Here is a 19,478-nt window from a genome sequence, read left to right as displayed (position 1 = left end):
TCTGCGGCAGTTCTCGATCAACGCCCTGCGGGGAATGCCGCGCGTCGGCCGAATCCGACCATGACGAGCGCCATGAGCGTGAGAGCGATCATCCCGGCCGGAAGAACCGGTGCGCCCACGCCATCGACGACCACAGCCCCCGCAGCACCACCCGCGAAGATCGCCATGTTGAAGGATGTCGTCAGCATCGCGTTCGCCGCATCGGCGTTCTCGCCCGCGGCCTCCCCCAGGGCCGTCTGCAGCTGCGTCGCCGAGCCGCCGAACGCGAGGCCCCACAGGACGATCGCGAACAGCACGAGCGCTGTGGACTGCTGTGCGGCGGCAAGGAACCCGCCGGCGACGATGAACAGGATCACACTCGCCAGGGTGAGCCTGCGAAGTGCGCGGTCGATGAACACGCCGGTGATCCAGATACCTCCGAGCGCGGCGATGCCGAAGACGAGAAGCGTGACGTCGGGCCGCAGGGTGAGACGCATCTGCCGCAGATAGGAAGCGATGTAGGTGTAGAGCAGGTTGTGCGCGAGCATCCAGACGAATACGACGGCGAGGATGGTCGCCACGCCGGGAATGCCCAGCACTCGGCTGAGCGGAGCGCGTGTCTGCGCCGACTGTCCCGGGGCGTCGGGCACGAGGAACTTCGCGACGACCATGACGATGACGCTGAGCAGTGACATCGCGGCGAAGGACCAGCGCCAGCCGACCGTCGAGCCCAGCCAGGCGCCAAGTGGTGTTCCGACGCCGAGTGCGACCGGGGTTCCGGTCATGGCGATGGCAAGGGCACGCCCGGCGTGCTCAGGTGCGACGATACGCCGGGCGTATCCGGCGAGCATGCCCCACAGCAGCCCGGAGAAGGCTCCCGCGACGAACCGGGCGACAAGAGCGAGGGTGAACGAAGGCGATACCGCGGTGACGGCGTTCGCGACAAGGAACCCGAGCAGGCCCGCAAGGAGGAGCGGCTTGCGCCGTGTCCCGCGCGTCAGCGTGATCGCGGGTATCGCCGCGAGGACCGTTCCGATCGCGTAGGCGCTCACGAGCTGGCCGGCGCCGCCTTCGGAGACATCGAGTCCCGCCGCGAGCTGCGGGAGCAGCCCCGCCGGCAGCGTCTCGGTCATGATCACGATGAATCCGGTACACGCCATCACCACCAGTGCCGCAACGGGAAACGCCTCGTGCGCTCGCTCGCGGACCGGCGTGGGGCACGTTGTGGTCATCGGTCGGACTCCTCCACTAGTTATGGATTGACTGATCCGATATTGATAGACGCGCTTACAGGTGTCAAACTGGATCAGTCAGTCCGCAATGGAGGAGGTTCGCCGTGTCCCCTGTCGGCCGTCCCCGCATCTTCGACATGGAGGCCGTCCTGGAGGCCGCGATGCTGCTGTTCTGGGAACAGGGCTACGAAGCGACTTCGCTGGCCCAGCTCCGCGAGACCACAGGACTGTCCTCCGCGAGCCTCTACGGCGCCTTCGGCTCGAAGGAGGGACTGTTCGAGAAGGCCGTTGAGCACTACATCGCCGGACCGGGCAGCGTCACCGATGTCGTGGCCGACGAGGCGGAAAGCCCCCGCGAGGCCATCGCCCGGCTCCTCCACGGGTCGATCACCATGCAGACCGACACATCCCACCCTCGCGGATGCCTCGTCGCCCTCTCGGGGACGGTCCGGGCACCGGGAACAGGCGAGGACGGAGCGCGAAAGGTCGTAGCGGCGCGCCGCGCAGCGGACCGAGCACGCATCAGGGCGTGCGTCGCACGCGGCATCGCCTCAGGAGAACTCGCCGAAGACACCGACGTGGACGGCCTCACATCAATGATCCACGGCTTCCTGCTCGGTATTTCGACGCAGGTATGTGACGGCACATCAGCACGGCACCTGCACGCCGCGGCCGACGCCGTGCTCGCGAACTGGGACACACAGGGACGCTGACGCTCCCGCGCACCACACGTCGACATCGGTCCACGCACAGCCCCCGGAAAAACCACGACTTCAGGCGACATGCATCGCGTGCACAGCCGACGGCGCACCTGGCCGCCCAGGCCTGCTGACTGCCGGGCAACCCGTCGATTACACGGCCAACGATGCGAGCCGAGCCACGAGACAACGCAAGGCCCCCGACTGCCGAAAGAAGCCCGGTCAGCCGAGCCGGCGCATGTGGCCGAACCCGCCTGCACACCCCGTACGTCGGAGAACGGCGCTGAGCGGGGCCTCGGCGTCAGGGCAAGCGCGCACTGCCCCGGTGGAGGACGGAACCTGCTTGGGAGGGCAGGACAACGCCCCCGCGGGGCCGACACGCCCTCCCCCTCACCGCCGGCCCGCGGCACATCGAGGACGGCCGCATCACCCGCGTCCGGGTCGCCGTCGACCTCCGCAGGCTCCCTGCCATCGGCGGCCTCGGTTTCACCGGCCCGGACGACAATATGGACAACCCGGTGGCCATCACCGGTTACAAGGCCACCCGCACCGAGCCGCTCACGCCGGCGGAGAGACAGATCGACAAGCTGATCGCGTCTGTCCGCGCAGCCTGCGAACACGCCTTCGCTCACCTGAAGAACTGGCGCATCCCCGCCCAGCTGCGTCTGTCGCCCCTCTACGCGACCACGCTGCTGCGAGCGTTGCTCCCTGCTGACCCGCACCGAAATCGCACCTCGTGGAGCGGGGCCACCGCTCTGTCCGGCGACTTCGCCGGCACGAGCCACATCGACACGTTCGTCGTGCGATACAGCGGCATGTACCACGCGTTCACCAAGAACGGGACAACCAAGTACATCGGGCACGCGACAGCCACGACAGTGGGCGGGCCGTACAAGTTCGTCGGAACCGGGAACTGGTCCGGCTGGGGCGCCCTGCCCGAGGACCCGGCCGTAGTGCACCTCGACGACGGAACCTGGCGCATCTACATGGATGGCTAGTGTGCTGTGACCGCATAGACACCTCAGGCGCCTAACTCGTCAAGCCGAGCTGGTGTGGTGCCTGGGGAATCGAACACTGATGGCTCGCTTCTTGGCTTGCGTGCGGATCTCCGGTCGCGCAAGAGTACGGTTGACGCGGGGCTCATGGCGGTGGGACGGGGGACGGACAGGTGTGCGGGATGGATGTGGCCGCCAGGGATGCGGCGATCGCTCGGTTTCTCCACGAGTACCCGCAGGCAGCTGATGCCGACCGTAGGCATCCTGCCCTCCACGGGTGTGAGGAGGTCCGCTGGTCCGAGTTTCCCGGATGTCCCGCCGCGATCCCGGTGTTGCTGCATGCCCTTGTCGATCAGGCCGCCGCGTCCGAGGCCCAGCGAGTGCTCACCAACACTATGTTCAACAACATCGCCGAGATGAACGCGGCCATGCCGGAAGTACTGCCCTTTCTGCTTCGTCTCGCAGGCGACCCGCAGGTTCCTGAGCGATCCGGACTGCTGGATCGTCTGATCGCGGTCGCTGAGTTCTCCGAGCCGATCGAGGCCGGCAACGAGGCCATGGTGCTGTGGTTCGGCAGCGACAGCGATCACCCTGAGCGTGAGCAGTGCAGGGCTGTGTTCGCGGAACACGCGAGTGTGGTGGCGATGCTGCCGGAGGGCCTGATCACCGTTGCTGGTCAGGCGAAGCTTCGGCAGGCCGCCGGACTCGTATGAGGATTCCGCGTTCAGGCCACCTGCGCGACCGCAGAGGCTGGGGCGGGAAAGGCCACAGCCTCGTCGAAGCGGCGGCCGTGCTGGAGGCAGTGGTAGAGCTGGCCGATCATGCGGTTGAAGAGGTTGCGCTGGGCGGCCGCGTGCCAGTCCCCGTGGTCGTCGCGGCGGCGCCGGTAGTGGGCCTTGGCGCCGGGTGAGGCGGTGATGGCGGAGAAGGCCCAGAGGTAGCCGGCATGGTTCAGGCGGTCGTTCTTCACCCACCGTCGAGTGACGTTCGACTTCTTGCCGGAGGCCCGGGTGATGGGTGAGGCGCCCGCGTAGGTCTTCAACCCGCGGGCGTCCGCGAAGCGTTGGCGGTCGTCTCCGATCTCGGCCAGCACCCGGGCGCCGAGCTGGACGCCGAGGCCGGGGAAGCTGAGGATGATCTCAGCGTCCGGGTGCTGAGGGAAAGCTTCCTCCACCGCCTCGGCCAGATTGTCGGCTGCGGTGCAGGCGGCCTCCAGTTGGACCAGGAGCGCGAGCATCTGTTTGCCGAGCGCGTCCTCCACCGTCGATGGCTGGTGGGCCCAGCCGGCACGGAAGATCTCTCGGAGCCGTTCGGCCTCGGCTTCGATGCCGCGTTGGCGGCCGGCGTGCTTGAGTGCGGCCTGCAGCTGCGTGCGTGTCAGCCGCGAGGCACGCGTCGGTGTCGGAGCCGCCTTGAGGAGTTCATGCGCCTCCCGGCGGCACAGACCGTTCTTCCAGGGCTCGAAGGCGGCCAGCGCGGACGGGTAGTACTCGCGCAGCAGGGAGCGGAGCTGGTTGGAGACCTGCTGCCGGTTCCACGTGGTGTCCTGCTGAGTCCTGGCGAGCACGGTGAGGGCGCGGGCCAAGTCGCTGTCCTGAGGAAGCGGCCGGTGGGCGTGCATGTCGGTGCGCAGGATGTTGGCCAGGACCAGGGCGTCTCCGGGGTCGGACTTCTTGCGGGAGACGCTGTGCCGGTCGCGGTAGCGGGCGGCGGCCATCGGGTTGATGGCGAAGACCTGCCGCTTTCCGGTCCGCAGCACGGCGACGAGCAGGCCGCGGGAGGTCTCGATCGCGACCGGGATCGGGTTTTCCTCGGTGCCGCCGAATTCGGCGAGCAGGTCCAGCAAGATCTTGTAGCCGGCCGTGTCGTCGGTGATGTGTCGCTTGGCCAGTAATTGGCCGCTGTCGTCGACCAGAGCGACGTCGTGCGTGCGTTCCGCCCAGTCGATGCCGCAGTAGATCAAGTCTTTCCCCTCCGCAGTGTTGTTCCTGCTGGTCACGAGCTCATGCGGGCCACGCAGCGACCTAATCCCAGGACTCAGCCCTGTGGCTGGTCCGCCACCTCAGTAGCTGTTCGCGGCACCAGCTCGTCCCACGGGCCTCGGTCTCTGCGGGAGCTCGGACGGCTCGGGCTTCACGAGAGGTCACCGTGGAGCGGGCTCGCACCACCAACACCAACGAGTGATCTTCCGGTGGGTGTTGACGCCCGGCGGCGCTGGACGGCGCCGATCTTTCGGGAGGCTTCGCGTGCCGGGAGGGACGTCAAACGTCCGTCCAGCGCCAGCGGGCATCAACACCTCTGGGTGAAATCCAGTGGTGACCGCCACGGAGACGCCGGACGCCGCCGCTCTATGACTAGGCCTGAGTCTGGCCGGCGTGCTAAAGGGCATACGCCCGGCGCCCACGCAGCGGTCACCACGAATAGGGGGACCGCCCGCCGCTCTATGCGGAGGTCTCAGCTGACCCGGTTCGCCGGAGGCGTCACGGCCCTCTACTCGAACATCCAAAAGCTTGCGCTTCATCAGGACGCCCCTGACTACGGATTAGGTTCGCCGGGTCGGCCAGGCTGCAGGTGCGCGACGAGGCGTTCGCCCCCAGCGGGGCGGGCGTTGGCGTTGCGTCGACGCCGGTATCAGTGGGTGAACTGCCTCAGCGGATTGTCTCGTCGGGGAGGGTCTCGGGAAGAGGTCCAGCAGGGTCGGCTGTTGATGTCGGCGTCGTCAAGTGGTGAGTTCATCGTGGCGTTTCTTCGTGGATACCCCCGGCTTCAGCCGGGGGAGGAAGTCAAGGTGGTGATGGACCGGCGGTGGGTCAGCTTCATGTACAGCATCCCCAACTTCATTCCGGAACGACCGAGCACCATTCGCCGCGCGCTTGCGCTGGTCGAACCTTTCGCCTTCGAGCGCATCTACGGGGCGTTCTGGGGGCGTGTGGTCAGCGCCGACGGGGCGGCCGCGGTCCCACGTTCCGCGGAACGGTACCTGCGCTTCGTGATGGAAGGCGGCTCGTAGCGGAGCCGGGCCGGAAGGGTGCGTAGTCAGGGGGCGGCGCCGATCGCCCGCAGGCGTCTTCGTGGCTTCGTAGGTGACGGTCGACGCCACTTGCAGGTCAGTTCTGACTTCACCCGGTGCCTGGGGGACCCGGTTTTATAGGTGCGAAATGACTCCACCTGGCGGGCCCGCTGCGACGGATTGAGCCCGACCGGGGGCTCACTCGTGCGGAAGTCGACGCCGCTGGTGGCCAAGGACGCAGTGGGCAGGGATGAGCGTGAGCCAGAACCACATGGCTGCTTCGGTGTTGACGAAAGCCAAGGGAACGGAGAGGCCAAAGACCAGAACGCTGGAACCGAGTTGGGCGGTGAAGCGGCGGCGGGCCACAGCGGCGGATGATGCGGGTGAGGGGTGCACTTGGTGTTGCGTGAGCAGCAGCAGGATTGCGTGCACCGCATGGATCGCCGCCATGGCACCTGCGTAGAGGGCGACGGCTTCGGGCTGAGAGGCGTACTCGGCCAGGAGTCCAGTGGGGAAGGGCAGCAGCGCGACCAGGCCGAGACCGAGGAGGATCAGGCGGGTAACCACGGCCGTCTCGATGGGCAGAGCGGTGAGGATGCGGCGGTGGTCACGCCAGAATCCGGCGATGAGGGTGAAGCTGAGTGCGAAGGCGCCGAGGCTGGGCAGCGCATCGCTCAGGGCCTTGTGGAATGCGTCATCGTCCACATGCGCCGGGACCGCCACGTTGATGACGAGCAGTGTCATCGCGATGGCGTATATGCCGTCGGACAGAGCGATCAGGCGTGCCGCGCCCGGGGCGTTCTCGTGTGTGTGCGTTTCCGGAACAGGCTCCGTCATGTCGACGACAGTAGGGCGTTTCGCCCTGGCTGTAACGCATCGACCAGAGCTTGGGCGGCTTCTCCTGTGGATGGTCTGCTTGCGCGGCGCCGGCCACACCGGCTCCAGCGCCATCGCCACCCGTCCGCCCGCCCACCCGTACTTGGCCGACAACGCCCTGCTTGGTGAACGCCGGTCCGAGAATGCGCGCTCTACTGGAGTGTCGCCCCGCGGGTGGCTGCGGAGGCCTGGCAGGCGGTATGCGACGGCGTACCTGCCGGCACTGATCCGAACGTCGCTACGGCGTTCCCGGGGATCCGGGTGTGCGGCGCCGACTTCGTCAGGGGCGCACAGGCGGCATGGATGTGCTCAGTGGTCGCCTGTGTGCGGGCGTACGGGGCGTGGTAGTGGCTGACGCCAGTCGCCCAGCCTCGCGAGGAGGAACTGCCGGGTGAGAGAACGGATGTCGTCCCACGCCCGATCTGTGGCCAGGGCGTGGTTCCAGAGGCCGGCGCGGCTGGTGGCATCGATCTCGCCGAGGCGACTGTCGATGGCCCGGATATCGGGCAGATCCGTGAGCTCGAACGTTCCGCGCTCGGCGAGTCCTTCGCAGATGTGGCAGAGGAGCCGCATCTCTTCAATGACGTCCTTCGTCTCCAGCTCACGCTCGCCCAGCCAGGCAAGTTGGTCCTGGGGGTCGGACGCGAGGAGGGCGGTGAAGCGCAGCGTCAAGGTACGCAGGTGTGCGTCGCCGAGTTGGTTCATGCGTGCAGGATCGCATCTGGTGTCGGGGCTGCCCGAACGTCCGGGTCGGGACCGAGGGAGCCGTTGGCCGCGGAAGGTGCGCTCCGGCGGGGTGCCTCCCGTTTCGGCCGCCGTACCCGGGGAGACCGATGAGACCGCGACCGATCTTGTGCAGCTGAGCCGATCTGCCCACCCCCGCCAAGGACATCGACCAGGCACGGCCGACCTCGTCTCGGTCGGCGCCGTCCCACTGGCCAACTGGCTCCACCACACGCCCTGTTGCACCAGTCAGCGTCAACAAAACCGGCGTTGCACCGCACGAAGAGCCCCTTCGACCGACCTCGCACCGCACTCGCACCCGAGAAACAGGGACGCGAAGGTCGGGGACTTTCCGAACTGGTCCACCTGCGCGCGCCCGCCCTCGTGGGCCCCTCCCAGTCCCCCGTGATGTGCGGGCACCAGGATGCTCGCCGCGAGGGCCTCCGCCCGGCCGGCGCACCACCATCGGCTACTCCCTCAGGGCCATCCCCGCGTTCCTGCAGCCCGGCCGGTCCGGGAACTGTCCGGAGGACAGTGGATGCCCGGGCGCGCGAAGAAGTCGCCCTGCTGGTCTATGCCTTCGATCGCGGTGCGTACACCCGGCGGCGACAGCCCCTCCGATCTCGCGAGGGTCGGCAGCGTCGTGGTCGAGGGTGCTTACCGGTGTGCCAGCCCGTGGCGGTCGGCCCAGGCGTCGATCGACGCGGCCAGTTCCTCGGGGCGGTCCTCCGGGGAGTGGTGGCCGGCCGGGCCGTGGTGGGAGACCTCCAGGCCCGCGATGTTGTTCTCGCACCAGGTCACGGCACCTTGGTCGGTCATCGCGCCCGGTCCCGGCTCGAACGCGACGAGCAGTTTGGGGACTTCGGGGCTGGAGGCCAGCCAGGCGTCGTAGTGCTCGACGCGGGCCACGACGTCGGCGGGTTCGTCGTCCAGCGGCATCATGCGCGTCCACGCCAGCACCGGGCGGCGGCTCCGCGGGGTCGGGAAGGGGCGGCGGTAGGCCTCCAGGTCGGCTGGGTCGAGTGGGGTGGCGAGCGTGTCCGGGAGTCCTTCGATGAACAGTGACTTCTCCAGGATCAACTCCTCGCCCACCCCGGGGGTGCGCAGGAGGGTGAACAACTCCCGCCCTGCCGCCGGGAACTCGTCGCCGACCAGCGGCTTGATGATCGCCTCGGTGAAGGCGAGACCTCGGACGCGGCCCGGGAGACGTGCGGCTCGGTCGAAGGCGAGCGCGCCGCCCCAGTCGTGGCCGACGAGGACGGCTTCGGCAAGGCCCAGGGCGTCGAACCAGGCGTCGAGGTAGCGGGCGTGGTCGTCGAAGGAGTAGGCGAGGTCGGGTTTGCCGGAGTCGCCCATGCCGATGAGGTCGGGGGCCAGCAGGCGGCGGCCGGGTGCGGCCACTCCCGGCAGGACGTTCCGCCACAGGTGGGAGGAGGTGGGGTTGCCGTGGAGGAAGACGAACGGCAGCCCGTCGGGATCGCCGGACTCGCGGTAGTGGAGGGTGGAGTCGAGGACGGAGAGGGTGGGCATCGCGTTGTCACTTCGCTTTCAGGAGAGGGATTGAGAGGTTCAGGCTCAGGACGCGGTCGACGGCGATCTCGATGACGACCAGGTCCAGCGGGGCGGGCGGGGCCGCGCGGTAGCGGTCGGTGTAGCGGCGGACCGCCTCGGCAAGGCGTGCGGGATCGTCGGTGACGGTGGCCCGGCCTTCGAGGGTGACCCAGCGGATGCCGTCCGCCTGGCAGAGCGCGATGCGGGCCGCCGGGCCGGCAGCCGCCACGTTCCGGGCCTTGCGGGCTCCCGCCCTGGTGGTCACCCGGACCAGGCCGGTGGCCGCGTCGAAGGTGAAGCGGACCGGGGTGACGTGCGGGGTGCCGTCGGGGCGGAGGGTGGTGAAGGTGGCCGTGAGGGGGCGAGTGAGGAAGGTCCGTGTGGCGGACGGGAGTTCGACGGTCGCCCGGCTCACTTCTTCTTCACGCCCTCTTGCCAGATCAGCTTGGCGATGTTCGGCTTCGCAGCCGTGGTGATGACGCCCATGGCCATCCGGACGTAGCGCCGTTCCTCCAGCTCGCGCAGCATGCTCGCGGCGAGGTCGGCACGGGCGGTGAAGACGCCGTCGGCGCTGGTCTCGGCGGTGTGGTAGTCCGTGACGGCGGGGTGTTCGAAGAGGCCCGAAGGCCGGACGAGGGTCCAGTCGAGGTCCGTCTGGCGGATCACGGCCTCCATGCGGCGCATGTCCTCGTGAAGGGTGCGGCCCAGGCGTCGGTTCACCAGGGGGTCGAGCACGTGGTTGAAGAAGTGCGCGCCGGTGGGGCGCCAGTTCGGGTCGGCGATGCTGGAGCTGATGGCGAGCAGCCGCTTGACGCCGTGGCGTGTCATGGCCGCGGTGATGGCCGTGGCGCTCGCCGAGTACGTACTGATGGTCTCCTTGCTGAAGCGTGCGCCCAGCGCGGACAGGACGGCGTCCGTCCCGGCGATCGCGGCGTCCACAGCCGTCGGATCGGTGGCGTCGGCGACGGCAACGGCGAGACCGGGCCGCTCGGTGAGGAGGGAGCCGGGGCGGCGCGTCACGGCGACGACCTCGTGGCCGGCGGCGAGTGCCTGGTCGGTCAGGTGGCGGCCGGTCGGTCCGTTGGCGCCGAAGACTGCGATACGCATGATGTCGGGTCATCCCCTCGTGTGGTTTCCGGAACGCCCTTGACTGTGCCGATCACGAAACGCAGGCTCAACGCTGATGAATAACGCCGCCCCTGCCCCCGCCCGCACCCGAGGCCGCCCCCGTGGCAACCCGCCGACCCGCGAGTCGATCGTCACGGCGGCCCGCGCGCTCTTCCTGGAGCACGGTTACCGGCGCACCACGGTGCGTGCGGTGGCCTCGGCGGCCGGGGTCGACCCGGCGCTGATCGCCTACCACTTCGGCTCGAAGAAGGGCCTGTTCGCGGACGTGATGCAGTTCCAGTGCGCCAATGCGCTCGCGGTGGACGAGGTCCTCGGCGGCGACCCGGCGACCCTCCCCGACCGCCTGATCGACGCGGTGACGGGGCTGTGGGAGGACGCCGACTTCCTCCAGCTCACCGCCCAGGGCGACGAGGCCGCCGAGGTGATCCGCGAGTACCTGGAACGCGAGTTGCTGGCCCGGCTTGTTGAATTTCTCGGCGGCCGGGACGCGACCGCCCGCGCCACGGCCGTGGTGACGATCCTCGGCGGCGTCATCTACACCCGCTACCTCAACCCCCTTCCCACGCCCGCCGCCCTCACCCCGTCCGAGACCCGGCACGTCCTCACGCCGGCGCTGCGCGCGGCCCTGCCCAAGGCTGCGCCCGGCTCCCAGCACCGGAGCAGGCCGTCGAGGGTCGCCGACGTCCGGTTGATGTGCCCTCGTCGACGGGATGGATCGACGGAGGGGGCGGGGCTGTGCGAGTCGGAGGCCTGCGCGTCACGATCGTGTTCCTGCCGGGTTCGCCTGCCAGGTGGAGCCGGATCGGCAGGTTGGCCACGACATCACACGGGCCCCACCACTGGGCGACGCCGTTCACGGGTGGACCGCGGGCAACCCTGACGGGTGTCAGGACAAGGCGGACCTCTCCCGGCGGTACTTTCCCAGGCATCGGACATCGCTCCTCGACGCCGGGAGAAATCCAGATGCGAACTCGTATGCTTGGCCGCTGTTTGACGGCCCTTCTCTCCACTGGACTGGTCATCGCCAGTGCCGGAGTAGGGCAAGCGGCGGACACGGGCAGCAGCGTGAAGTCTGCCGCTGTGACGAAGGCTTCCGCAGGGTCGGTTAACGCCGCCGCGTACCCCAAGGTGTACCTCAACACCGTCGTCAATCAGTGGACCCACTGGACCCCCGACTACTACGACTCCACTCACGCAGGATGGCTCTATGCGGGGTCGAACTACTTCTACTGCATCCAGGAGGGCGTCTCCTACACCGGCAACGGGCGCAGGAGCAGCTACTGGCTTCTGACGGACGACGACAGCGGCAACCGCAACGTCTACGTCAGTGAGGTCTACCTCGACCAATGGGGTTGGGACAATGTCTACGACCTGCTGGACTACTGCTGAGGGCACCGACCGACCGGTGGACAGAGGCGAGTCGTTGCGGATCGCATGCGGCACCTGGCCGGCGCCGGTGATCAACTCGTCCAGGTTCTAGCCTCGGTCTTTCGTGGTGGGCCGCCGACGGGGTCGGGGGTCCGCTTCGTTGTCGGTGGCCGGGGCGGGCCGGCCGAGAGACCGGCGCCGGGTTCCACCGCTCCGGGCGGGGTCCTCTTCCTGTCGGGACAGGCGAGTCCGCTGTCCGCCAGTCTCCAAGGTGTCCGCATCGCTCGGCACGGCGCGGGCCGGTCTGTCCCCCGCCGCCGGGCATACGGCCCGCACGGGTGTCACGTCGCGACGCGACCACCTGCCGTGAACAGGCTGCCCGGGTCGAAGCCGCCCTCACCGGCAGCATCATCTCCGTCCCGCCGGATTGGCAGAGACGGGATGGATTCTCCAACACACCCTCCACCGCGCCCCGACGGGTACCCGGCGCGTCCTGCTCCTGACACTGGTGAGCCGCACCCACGGGGGAAGCCCGTCAGTGAATCGATACGGGGCGGACCGGCCGGCAGCCGGTCACCCGGCCTGCGAACCCTCGAAGGCCAAGCTCAGGCGGCTGTCCAGGATTCGAGGTGCTGAGCGACGTCCCGCAGGTCTGCTTCCTGGGTGCGCACTGCTCCGGCGAGCTCGAAGAGGTCTTCGTCCTTGGCCTGGACCGGCTGGCCGGAGACGCTCATGTACTGGTGGGTGCAGCCCCAACCGATGACGAGGTTGTAGTCGGCGAAGGGGCGCAGCAGCAGGGCGGTGTGCAGGAAGGTGGCCGCGCGGGCCGACACCTGCTCGTAGTAGAGGACGCCGCGTTCGCGTTCGAATTTGTGGCGGTCGGCCATGAGGCCGAGGGCGCCCCAGTCGGCGATGGGGATGTTGAGCGGGGCGAGCGCGGACTGGATCTGCAGGACCCAGCCGGCGTCGACACGGATGATGGGGCTCATCGCAGGCCGGCGGGGAAACGGTCGGTGACGCCGGGCAGGATGCGTTCGGCTTCGGCGGCGGCGCCTCCGACGAAGGCGAGCCGGTCGGCTTCCTGGACGGTGACGTCGTGCACGTGCTGCTTGAGGCTCTTGCCGGCGAGGGTGGCCCGCTCGCGCAGTCGCGCCATCTCCTCCGGGCTGAATTCCACGTTGAGTGCGGGCATGTTCCCAAGGTACCTGCAGTGGTACCGGTTTGGGTACCTCGGGGTGCGGGCGCCATCCGGCAGCACCTGGCGGGCCGCTCGGTGCCCACGCAGGGCGAACCCCGCGGACCGGCTGCCGGACGAGCTACGGAGGACGGCGCCGCGCCGTCTGCGCAGTCAGCGGCCCTGGGCCCAGATGCGACCCGTGCCGCCCACACGCGGGGGCGGCTGTGAGGCCGAAGGGGAACCGATCATGACGACTCCGGCGACGGCGACGACCGGACCGGCGACGCCGCCTTGATCGCCTACGGCCTGGACGATCCGCACGCGGTCGCCGGGCGCCGCGCCGCCTGGTGGGTCGTGGCCGCCCCGCCCGCTGCACCACGTCACGGCTGGGGCGGTTCGGGATCGGCCCGTTTCAGAGTCGTGAGCAGCGGGGGCTCCCCCTCCCTCACCTGCACAGCCGCACGACCCGCCACGAGCTATACACGCGACGTATACATGCGGCGTATACATGCGGCGTATACATGCGGCGTATACGCGATGTGTATAGTGTGCTCATGTCCATTGGTCACACCCTTTTGGGGCTCCTGGAGTCCGGCCCGCGACACGGTTACGACCTCAAGCGGGCCTTCGACGAGACGTTCGGTCACGACCGGCCGCTGCACTACGGCCAGGTCTACTCGACGATGTCCCGGCTGCTGAAGCACGGTCTCGTCGAGGTCGACGGGATCGAGGCCGGCGGCGGCCCGGAACGCAAGCGCTACGCGATCACCGACGCCGGCATCACCGACGTAGAGCAGTGGCTCGCGACCCCGCAGAAGCCGGAGGAGTACCTCCAGTCGGCCCTCTACACCAAAGTCGTCCTCGCACTGCTCACCCACCGGAACGCCACCGACATCCTGGACACCCAGCGCTCCGAGCACCTGCGCAGCATGCGCATCCTGACCGACCGTAAGCGCAAGGGCGATCTGACGGACCAGTTGATCTGCGACCACGCCCTCTTCCACCTGGAGGCGGACCTGCGCTGGCTGGAGCTGACCGCCGCCCGACTCGACAAACTCCGTGAGGCCGTAGCCCGATGACACCTTCTCCCTCTGGTTCCCTGCTCACCGCACAGAACCTGCGCAAGACCTACGGGCACACCCACGCCCTCGACGGTGCCGAGTTCTCCATCCACCCGGGCGAGATCGTCGCCATCATGGGCCCCTCCGGCTCCGGCAAGTCGACGCTGCTGCACTGCCTGGCGGGCATCCTGCCGCCGGACTCCGGATCGATCACCTACAACGGGCGCGAGGTGACGACGATGAGCGACGCCCAGCGCAGCGCACTGCGCCGCTCCGAGTTCGGCTTCGTGTTCCAGTTCGGCCAGCTCGTGCCGGAACTGACCTGCGTGGAGAACGTCGCCCTGCCGCTCAGACTCAACGGCACCTCCCGCAAGGAAGCCGAGCGGGCAGCGCTCGGCTGGATGGAACGCCTGGAGGTCGACGACCTGAAGGGCAAGCGGCCCGGCGAGGTCTCCGGCGGCCAGGGCCAGCGCGTCGCCGTGGCCCGCGCGCTGGTCACCAGCCCCCGGGTACTGTTCGCCGACGAACCGACCGGCGCGCTCGACTCCTACAACGGCGAACGCGTGATGGAACTGCTCACCGGCGCGGTCCGCTCCACCAACGCCGCCGTCGTTCTCGTCACCCACGAGACACGCGTGGCCGCCTACTCCGACCGCGAGATCGTCGTTCGCGACGGCAAGTCCCGCGACATGGAGCGCGCCATATGAGTCCGCATCAGTGGTCCAGGGACCTGGCCATGGGAGCCCGCTTCGCTGTCACCGGCGGACGCGAGGGCTGGATCCGCATGACGCTGACCGCGGTCGGCGTCGGCCTCGGCGTGGCCCTGCTCCTGTTGTGCACCGCGATGCCCAACGTGATCGCCTCCCGCAACAAGGTGGAGGACGCCCGCTACGCCAACGTGTACGCCCAGACGGACCCGCCCAAGGCCGACAACACCCTCCTGATCGCCGACGCCGACACCACCTGGCACGACGACGACATCCGCGGCCGGTTCGTCGAACCCGAGGGCAGACGGGCGCCGCTGCCTCCGGGGGTCGACCGCTTCCCGGGCAAGGGCGAGATGGTGGTCTCCCCCGCGCTCAAGGACCTGCTGAACTCGGACGACGCGAAACTGCTGCGGGAGCGCCTGCCGTACAAGATCACCGGCACGATCGGCGAGAGCGGGCTGATCGGCTCGCACGAACTGGCTTACTACGCGGGCGCCTCGGGATTGAAGCTCTCGGTGACCTCCCTGGCGACACGGCTGACCGAGTACGGCAAACCGAACACGCCGACCGACAAGACCGACCCGGTGCTCCTGCTCATGGTCCTGGTCGTGATCGTGGTGCTGCTGACACCGGTCGCCGTGTTCATCGCCGCCGCCGTCCGCTTCGGCGGCGAACGCCGCGACCGCCGCCTCGCCGCGCTGCGCCTGGTCGGCTCCGACCGTGCGATGACCCGGCGGATCGCGGCGGGCGAGGCGCTGGCCGGAGCCCTGCTCGGCCTGGCCGTCGGCACCGTCTTCTTCCTGCTCGGCCGCCAGAAGCTGGGCACCGGCGAGTTGCTGGGCATGAGCGTCTGGCCCAGCTATCTCGACCCCTCTCCCGCGCTCGCCGCGCTGGTCGCGATGGCGGTGCCGGTCGCCGCGGTGCTGGTCACGCTGCTCGCGATGCGCGGCGTGGTCGTCGAACCCCTCGGTGTCGTGCGCGCGGCCAAGCAGCGCCGCCGTCGGCTGTGGTGGCGGCTGCTGCCGCCTCTGGCCGGCCTCGCGATGCTCTACCCGATGATCGGTCAAGGCAGCAAGAACGGAAACTTCAACCAGTACCTCGTCATCGGCGGCGTCCTGATGCTGCTGATCGGCATCACCGCCCTGCTGCCCTGGGTCGTGGAGGCGATCGTCGTCCGGCTCGGCAAGGGCCCGCTGTCCTGGCAGCTGGCCGCACGACGGCTGCAGCTGAGCAGCGGCACCGCGGCCCGTATGGTCAACGGCATCGCCGTGGCGGTGGCCGGGGCCATCGCGCTGCAGATGCTCTTCACGGGAACGCAGAGCCAGTACACCAAGAACACCGGCGAGGACCCCGGCCGGGTTCAGATGCAGGTCAACTTCAGCGGCCCCAAGCCGCCTTCCGGCATCGAGCGCGCATTCACCGACGCCGAGGGTGTCCGGGCCGCGGTGGTCCTGGCCCGCGCCGAGTACGGGGACTCACGTCGGAACCCGGAAAGCAACAGCAGCCTGACCGTGGGCAGTTGCGCCGCCCTGCGCGAACTCGCCACATTGCCCTCCTGCAAGGACGGTGACGTGTTCATCAAGCGAACGCGGAGCGGCTACTCGGACCCCAGCAACGCAGCCGAGATCGCCCTGGCGAAGCCCGGTCGGCAGCTCTACATCGACCCGTCGTACGACGGCGAGGACCGCAGCCTCGAGGTGCCCTGGACCGTTCCGGCGAACCTTCGGCAGGTGGACGCGCGCAAGGACTCGCTGCAGGACTACACCAGTCTGCTGGTCACCCCCGCCGCCCTGCCCCACAAGGCCGCGCCCGCGGTCTCCTTGGACGGTGTCTACCTGCGGCTGGACCCCTCGGTGCCGGACTCGCGGGAGTACGTACGCAACGTCGCCGCCCGTATCGACCCCCTGGCGCAGGTCTTCGGCTGGTCGGCGACCCAGGAGAACGCCAAGTACACCTCCATCCGCACCGGCCTGTTCGTCGGCTCCGCCTTCGTGCTGGCACTGATCGGGGCGAGTCTGCTGGTCTCCCAGCTGGAGCAGCTGCGCGAACGCAGGAAGCTGCTCTCCGCGCTGGTCGCCGTCGGCACCCGGCGCCGCACGCTGAGCCTGTCGGTGCTGTGGCAGACGGCCCTCCCGGTCGGACTCGGCCTCGTACTGGCCACGGCGGTGGGTGTCGTCCTCGGCACGGTGCTCCTGCAGATGACCCGGATACCGGTGGCCATGGACTGGGCAAGCGTGCTCACCATGACCGGCGTGGGCGCCGCCGTGGTCGCCATGGTCACGCTGCTCAGCCTGCCGCCACTGCTGCGCATGATGCGCCCAGCGGGCCTGCGCACGGAATAGCCCATCGCACATCCCATGGGGTGGGCTCCTCCTGGTGGGAGGAGCCCACCCCCGCATGCAGGCAACCCCGCCCGGTGTCGACGCCGTCGCCGTCGCTGTCGGGGCGCCCTCGGCACACAGTAGGGCCCTCCCTTCGAGGCTGGGAAACACCGTCATCGGGTGACCGCCTGGACCAGGAGCGTGCCGATATGCCCAGGCTGCGGCGCGTCGAGGATCTGCGCGTTGGCCGTAGCGAAGCCGGCTCGGGTGAGCATGCGCTCCCACACGGCCGGACGGTAGCTGTAGCGGTAGGTGAACATGGCTTTGCCCGCAAAGCCGCCTTTGTACATGCCCTGCGGCCCGTAAGCGCCGGGGATGGCAGGAGGCTGCGAGAAGACGAAGACGCCCCCCGGCTTGAGCCGCTGGCGGACAAGAGGGAAGAGGCGGCTCGGGTCGGTGAACCAGACGGCTCCGAAGATCGAGTAGATCGCGTCGTACACCTCCTCGTGCCCGCTCAGATACTCCAGGACCTCTGAACACACGAACTCCACGCCGGTGCCGGCCCACTTCGCGGTGGTCCTCCTGACCATGACGGAAGACAGGTCAACGCCCCGAGCGGCGACGCCGCTCTGAGCGAGGTAGGCGAGGGCGCGGCCGGTGCCACAGCCGATCTCCAAGACGGAGCCAGGGTCGCGGAGTAGTTCTGGGCCGGGTCCGTGACCGGCGTACTGGGTCCAGCAGAAGGTCGGCTCCGCGTCGTCCTTGAAGGCGGACACAGCGAAGGTGTCCCACAGCTCGGTCTCGGCGGCGATGTCGTGTTGTGCGGGCAAGGCGATTCCTCTTCGAAAGGGCTGGCCCCTGTCCTTCGAGGGACCGAGGACAGCGGCCAGGGTAGGACCGCTCAGTGGCTGTCGGGGACCTTGTTGTCGCACGGCGAGCAGTCCGTGCCGTCGATCGCCCACAGCTCCTCGTCGACGCCGAAGCCGATGGACTTCAGGAAGTCCGCCGTTCGTATGCACAGGCCGTCGCGGCGACGCTCGATGAACGGAGCGTGGTGCTTGTAACGGCCCTCGTTGTACACGTCACAGAGGGCCCACCACACCGGCGTGTCGAGGATGAGCTGGTGAACGCCGATGTCGACGAGTTTGCCGACGCCCAGGTGGACCTCGGGGTGCTCCATGCAGCCGATGGTGTACATCACGGCGTTGCCGAGGATGCGTTCGGCCATGTCGCGGACCATCGTGTGGTCACGCAGCAGCAGGGCGACCTCGCGGTCCCACAGGCTCATGCCGCCGTCCAGGATGTTGACGGTCAGGTGCCTGATGTGCGGCTCAACGCCGTTGAGCAGCTCCTTCGGATCCCTGGTGCGGGTGCTGGAAGGGCTGTCGAGCATGACGGTCATGAACATTCCCCTTCTGGGAGGTGTCGTGCCGTGCTGGTAACCCGCCCCCGCTCAAGCTGTGCAGGGTGAGGTAGCTGGGGCGAGGGCTGGAGACCCGCCCCGCCAGAGCTCTGTGGTCCTTCGACGGGACGGGGCTCGGGGGTGGGCTGATGTCGAGGCACCATGTCAGCGAGCACCTGGAGGAGCTGCCCCGGTCGTACCGGCGGACTCGGGCCCCTTGCGGTGATAGGCGTGGGCAGCCGCAGCGGCGGACGAGCCAGATGCCGTGGGAGTGGGCGTGGGGCAGCGGAAGTCCTCGGTCCGGCGGCACTCGCCGTGAGGCTCCGTGTAGTCGGACTGGGCGGGAAGCGCGCACTCGGCCGACGGAGGCAAGAGCTCGGTGGCGGGCGCGGTCATCCGAGGTGCTCCGCCCGGTTCACCTCGGTCACGCGGGCGCGCAGCACTTCGGTGTCCGTGGCCTGCCGGATGGCGTCGGGGTCCGCGTCCCACTCGCGTCCGCCGCCGGGGGGTCGGAGCTGGATGTAGGGGCCAGCGTGCCCCATCACGTAGCCGATCTTGTCCGTCTTCGTGTCGACGACCAGGGTGCCGTCCCCTTCCCTCGTTGCCATTAATCACGGCCCCCTCGCCGAAGTGCTTCTGCCAGTCGTTCGGCTACGTCGGCGCGGACGCGCCCCAGCTCGACGAGTTTCAGATTGGGGTTCGCGAAGTCGACGCCGAGGGAGGGGAAGACCATCCCGACCTCAAAGAGCGCCGCCCTCAAAAACTCCACCGCCGCGTGCGGGTCGACGTCCCGCAGTTCTGTCGTAGGCATGAACAGGACGCTAGGGGCATGGAGTTGATGGCCACCATGGAAGTTGCGTGAAGTTGCTTGACTACCCGGCGAGGTTGCGCAATGTTGCTGATGCAGGTCGACGGGACCCCCGCCAGAAGACGCCGGCCTCCGGGAAGCTTGGGAGATCAGTCCCCCACTGGAAGGACGTGATCATGGCCCGACGACTGCGTTTCAACGGCACGGGCAGCGGTGTCAACGGCTGCCCATCCATCCTTGACTTCCTCCCCTTCCTGAAGGAGGGGGATTCCTACGGCTCGCGCTGTAGGGGTTTCTGCTTCATCGCCGACTGCCCGCCCGGAATGCTCCGTTGAGGTCTTACGCCAGCTCCACAGACAGACACCGTCAGCCCGACGGCCAGAATGTTGCGTGCCGCATTCACATCACGGTCATGCACAGCACCGCACTCACACGTCCAGGT

At 68.7% G+C, this 19,478-nt stretch carries 24 protein-coding genes; 10 read left to right on the top strand and 14 right to left on the bottom strand.

The window, feature by feature from the left end:
* Positions 1–17: 17 nt before the first annotated feature.
* The gene (locus tag ACZ5VD_RS40045) at positions 18–1,211 is read right to left on the bottom strand and encodes an MFS transporter (protein ID WP_468685370.1); all 1,194 of its coding nucleotides are present in this window, start codon (positions 1,209–1,211) and stop codon (positions 18–20) included.
* A 104-nt stretch (positions 1,212–1,315) separates the two neighbouring features.
* On the opposite strand from ACZ5VD_RS40045, the gene ACZ5VD_RS40040 reads away from it, so the two are divergent.
* The 3 genes from ACZ5VD_RS40040 to ACZ5VD_RS40030 all read left to right on the top strand — a co-directional run bounded on the left by ACZ5VD_RS40040 (position 1,316) and on the right by ACZ5VD_RS40030 (position 3,617).
* Positions 1,316–1,924, top strand: coding sequence for a TetR/AcrR family transcriptional regulator (locus ACZ5VD_RS40040; RefSeq protein ID WP_468554345.1), 609 nt, complete (start codon positions 1,316–1,318; stop codon positions 1,922–1,924).
* A 491-nt stretch (positions 1,925–2,415) separates the two neighbouring features.
* Positions 2,416–2,907, top strand: coding sequence for a hypothetical protein (locus ACZ5VD_RS40035; protein WP_468685369.1), 492 nt, complete (start codon positions 2,416–2,418; stop codon positions 2,905–2,907).
* A gap of 179 nt (positions 2,908–3,086) precedes the next feature.
* Positions 3,087–3,617, top strand: a complete 531-nt coding sequence (locus tag ACZ5VD_RS40030) for a hypothetical protein (RefSeq protein ID WP_468554347.1) — start codon at positions 3,087–3,089, stop codon at positions 3,615–3,617.
* Between the two features lie 11 nt (positions 3,618–3,628).
* Here ACZ5VD_RS40030 and ACZ5VD_RS40025 read toward each other — a convergent pair whose 3' ends face one another.
* Positions 3,629–4,867, bottom strand: a complete 1,239-nt coding sequence (locus tag ACZ5VD_RS40025) for an IS110 family RNA-guided transposase (protein ID WP_468554348.1) — start codon at positions 4,865–4,867, stop codon at positions 3,629–3,631.
* Positions 4,868–5,692: 825 nt separating this feature from the next.
* Here ACZ5VD_RS40025 and ACZ5VD_RS40020 point away from each other — a divergent pair.
* On the top strand, positions 5,693–5,914 hold the full coding sequence (locus tag ACZ5VD_RS40020; RefSeq protein ID WP_468554349.1) for a hypothetical protein: 222 nt from the start codon (positions 5,693–5,695) through the stop codon (positions 5,912–5,914).
* 198 nt (positions 5,915–6,112) lie between these two features.
* Here ACZ5VD_RS40020 and ACZ5VD_RS40015 read toward each other — a convergent pair whose 3' ends face one another.
* The 5 genes from ACZ5VD_RS40015 to ACZ5VD_RS39995 form a co-directional block, all read right to left on the bottom strand.
* Positions 6,113–6,751 (bottom strand): TMEM175 family protein, encoded by a 639-nt coding sequence (locus ACZ5VD_RS40015; RefSeq protein ID WP_468554350.1) that lies wholly within the window; start codon positions 6,749–6,751, stop codon positions 6,113–6,115.
* Positions 6,752–7,099: 348 nt separating this feature from the next.
* Entirely contained in the window at positions 7,100–7,495 is a 396-nt protein-coding gene (locus ACZ5VD_RS40010; protein ID WP_468554351.1) for a hypothetical protein, read from the bottom strand.
* Positions 7,496–8,170: 675 nt separating this feature from the next.
* Positions 8,171–9,043, bottom strand: a complete 873-nt coding sequence (locus ACZ5VD_RS40005; RefSeq protein ID WP_468554352.1) for a haloalkane dehalogenase — start codon at positions 9,041–9,043, stop codon at positions 8,171–8,173.
* Positions 9,044–9,050: 7 nt separating this feature from the next.
* A complete protein-coding gene (locus ACZ5VD_RS40000) occupies positions 9,051–9,479 on the bottom strand; it encodes a pyridoxamine 5'-phosphate oxidase family protein (protein WP_468554353.1) in 429 nt (142 codons plus the stop codon).
* Positions 9,476–10,171, bottom strand: coding sequence for an NAD(P)-dependent oxidoreductase (locus tag ACZ5VD_RS39995; protein WP_468554354.1), 696 nt, complete (start codon positions 10,169–10,171; stop codon positions 9,476–9,478). Before ACZ5VD_RS39995 ends, ACZ5VD_RS40000 begins: the two co-directional genes overlap by 4 nt.
* Before the next feature lie 76 nt (positions 10,172–10,247).
* Here ACZ5VD_RS39995 and ACZ5VD_RS39990 point away from each other — a divergent pair, with 76 nt between their 5' ends.
* Positions 10,248–11,072, top strand: a complete 825-nt coding sequence (locus ACZ5VD_RS39990) for a TetR/AcrR family transcriptional regulator (RefSeq protein ID WP_468685367.1) — start codon at positions 10,248–10,250, stop codon at positions 11,070–11,072.
* Between the two features lie 200 nt (positions 11,073–11,272).
* Positions 11,273–11,581, top strand: coding sequence for a hypothetical protein (locus ACZ5VD_RS39985; RefSeq protein ID WP_468554356.1), 309 nt, complete (start codon positions 11,273–11,275; stop codon positions 11,579–11,581).
* A gap of 584 nt (positions 11,582–12,165) precedes the next feature.
* Here ACZ5VD_RS39985 and ACZ5VD_RS39980 read toward each other — a convergent pair.
* Both ACZ5VD_RS39980 and ACZ5VD_RS39975 read right to left on the bottom strand, forming a co-directional pair.
* Positions 12,166–12,549 (bottom strand): hypothetical protein, encoded by a 384-nt coding sequence (locus ACZ5VD_RS39980; protein WP_468685366.1) that lies wholly within the window; start codon positions 12,547–12,549, stop codon positions 12,166–12,168.
* Positions 12,546–12,752, bottom strand: a complete 207-nt coding sequence (locus tag ACZ5VD_RS39975; RefSeq protein WP_468554358.1) for a hypothetical protein — start codon at positions 12,750–12,752, stop codon at positions 12,546–12,548. The genes ACZ5VD_RS39980 and ACZ5VD_RS39975 overlap by 4 nt, the downstream gene beginning before the upstream one ends.
* A gap of 539 nt (positions 12,753–13,291) precedes the next feature.
* Here ACZ5VD_RS39975 and ACZ5VD_RS39970 point away from each other — a divergent pair.
* The 3 genes from ACZ5VD_RS39970 to ACZ5VD_RS39960 are packed head-to-tail and all read left to right on the top strand — an operon-like array spanning position 13,292 to position 16,847.
* Complete coding sequence (locus ACZ5VD_RS39970; protein ID WP_468554359.1) at positions 13,292–13,816, top strand: PadR family transcriptional regulator; 525 nt, start codon at positions 13,292–13,294, stop codon at positions 13,814–13,816.
* On the top strand, positions 13,813–14,505 hold the full coding sequence (locus ACZ5VD_RS39965) for an ABC transporter ATP-binding protein (RefSeq protein ID WP_468554360.1): 693 nt from the start codon (positions 13,813–13,815) through the stop codon (positions 14,503–14,505). Before ACZ5VD_RS39970 ends, ACZ5VD_RS39965 begins: the two co-directional genes overlap by 4 nt.
* Positions 14,502–16,847, top strand: a complete 2,346-nt coding sequence (locus tag ACZ5VD_RS39960) for an ABC transporter permease (protein WP_468685365.1) — start codon at positions 14,502–14,504, stop codon at positions 16,845–16,847. The genes ACZ5VD_RS39965 and ACZ5VD_RS39960 overlap by 4 nt, the downstream gene beginning before the upstream one ends.
* A 152-nt stretch (positions 16,848–16,999) precedes the next feature.
* Here ACZ5VD_RS39960 and ACZ5VD_RS39955 read toward each other — a convergent pair whose 3' ends face one another.
* From ACZ5VD_RS39955 to ACZ5VD_RS39940, 4 genes are all read right to left on the bottom strand, one after another.
* The gene (locus tag ACZ5VD_RS39955) at positions 17,000–17,656 is read right to left on the bottom strand and encodes a class I SAM-dependent methyltransferase (RefSeq protein ID WP_468685364.1); all 657 of its coding nucleotides are present in this window, start codon (positions 17,654–17,656) and stop codon (positions 17,000–17,002) included.
* A gap of 71 nt (positions 17,657–17,727) precedes the next feature.
* Positions 17,728–18,228 carry a hypothetical protein gene (locus ACZ5VD_RS39950; RefSeq protein WP_468554363.1) on the bottom strand — a complete coding sequence of 167 codons (501 nt, stop codon included), beginning with the start codon at positions 18,226–18,228 and terminating at the stop codon, positions 17,728–17,730.
* A 392-nt stretch (positions 18,229–18,620) separates the two neighbouring features.
* On the bottom strand, positions 18,621–18,836 hold the full coding sequence (locus ACZ5VD_RS39945; RefSeq protein WP_468685362.1) for a hypothetical protein: 216 nt from the start codon (positions 18,834–18,836) through the stop codon (positions 18,621–18,623).
* Positions 18,836–19,039, bottom strand: a complete 204-nt coding sequence (locus ACZ5VD_RS39940; protein ID WP_468685360.1) for a hypothetical protein — start codon at positions 19,037–19,039, stop codon at positions 18,836–18,838. The genes ACZ5VD_RS39945 and ACZ5VD_RS39940 overlap by 1 nt, the downstream gene beginning before the upstream one ends.
* A 47-nt stretch (positions 19,040–19,086) precedes the next feature.
* Here ACZ5VD_RS39940 and ACZ5VD_RS39935 point away from each other — a divergent pair, with 47 nt between their 5' ends.
* Positions 19,087–19,371 (top strand): hypothetical protein, encoded by a 285-nt coding sequence (locus tag ACZ5VD_RS39935; RefSeq protein WP_468685422.1) that lies wholly within the window; start codon positions 19,087–19,089, stop codon positions 19,369–19,371.
* Here the strand turns inward: ACZ5VD_RS39935 and ACZ5VD_RS39930 are convergent.
* On the bottom strand, positions 19,308–19,478 hold a 171-nt coding region (locus tag ACZ5VD_RS39930), incomplete at its 5' end, for a zinc ribbon domain-containing protein (RefSeq protein WP_468685418.1). The two genes, ACZ5VD_RS39935 and ACZ5VD_RS39930, sit on opposite strands and share 64 nt — an antisense overlap.

The sequence above is a fragment of the Streptomyces sp. NPDC032822 genome (assembly GCF_055578825.1).
Note: the sequence above shows the minus strand (reverse complement) of the source record. Positions and strands in the feature narration are given on the sequence as shown.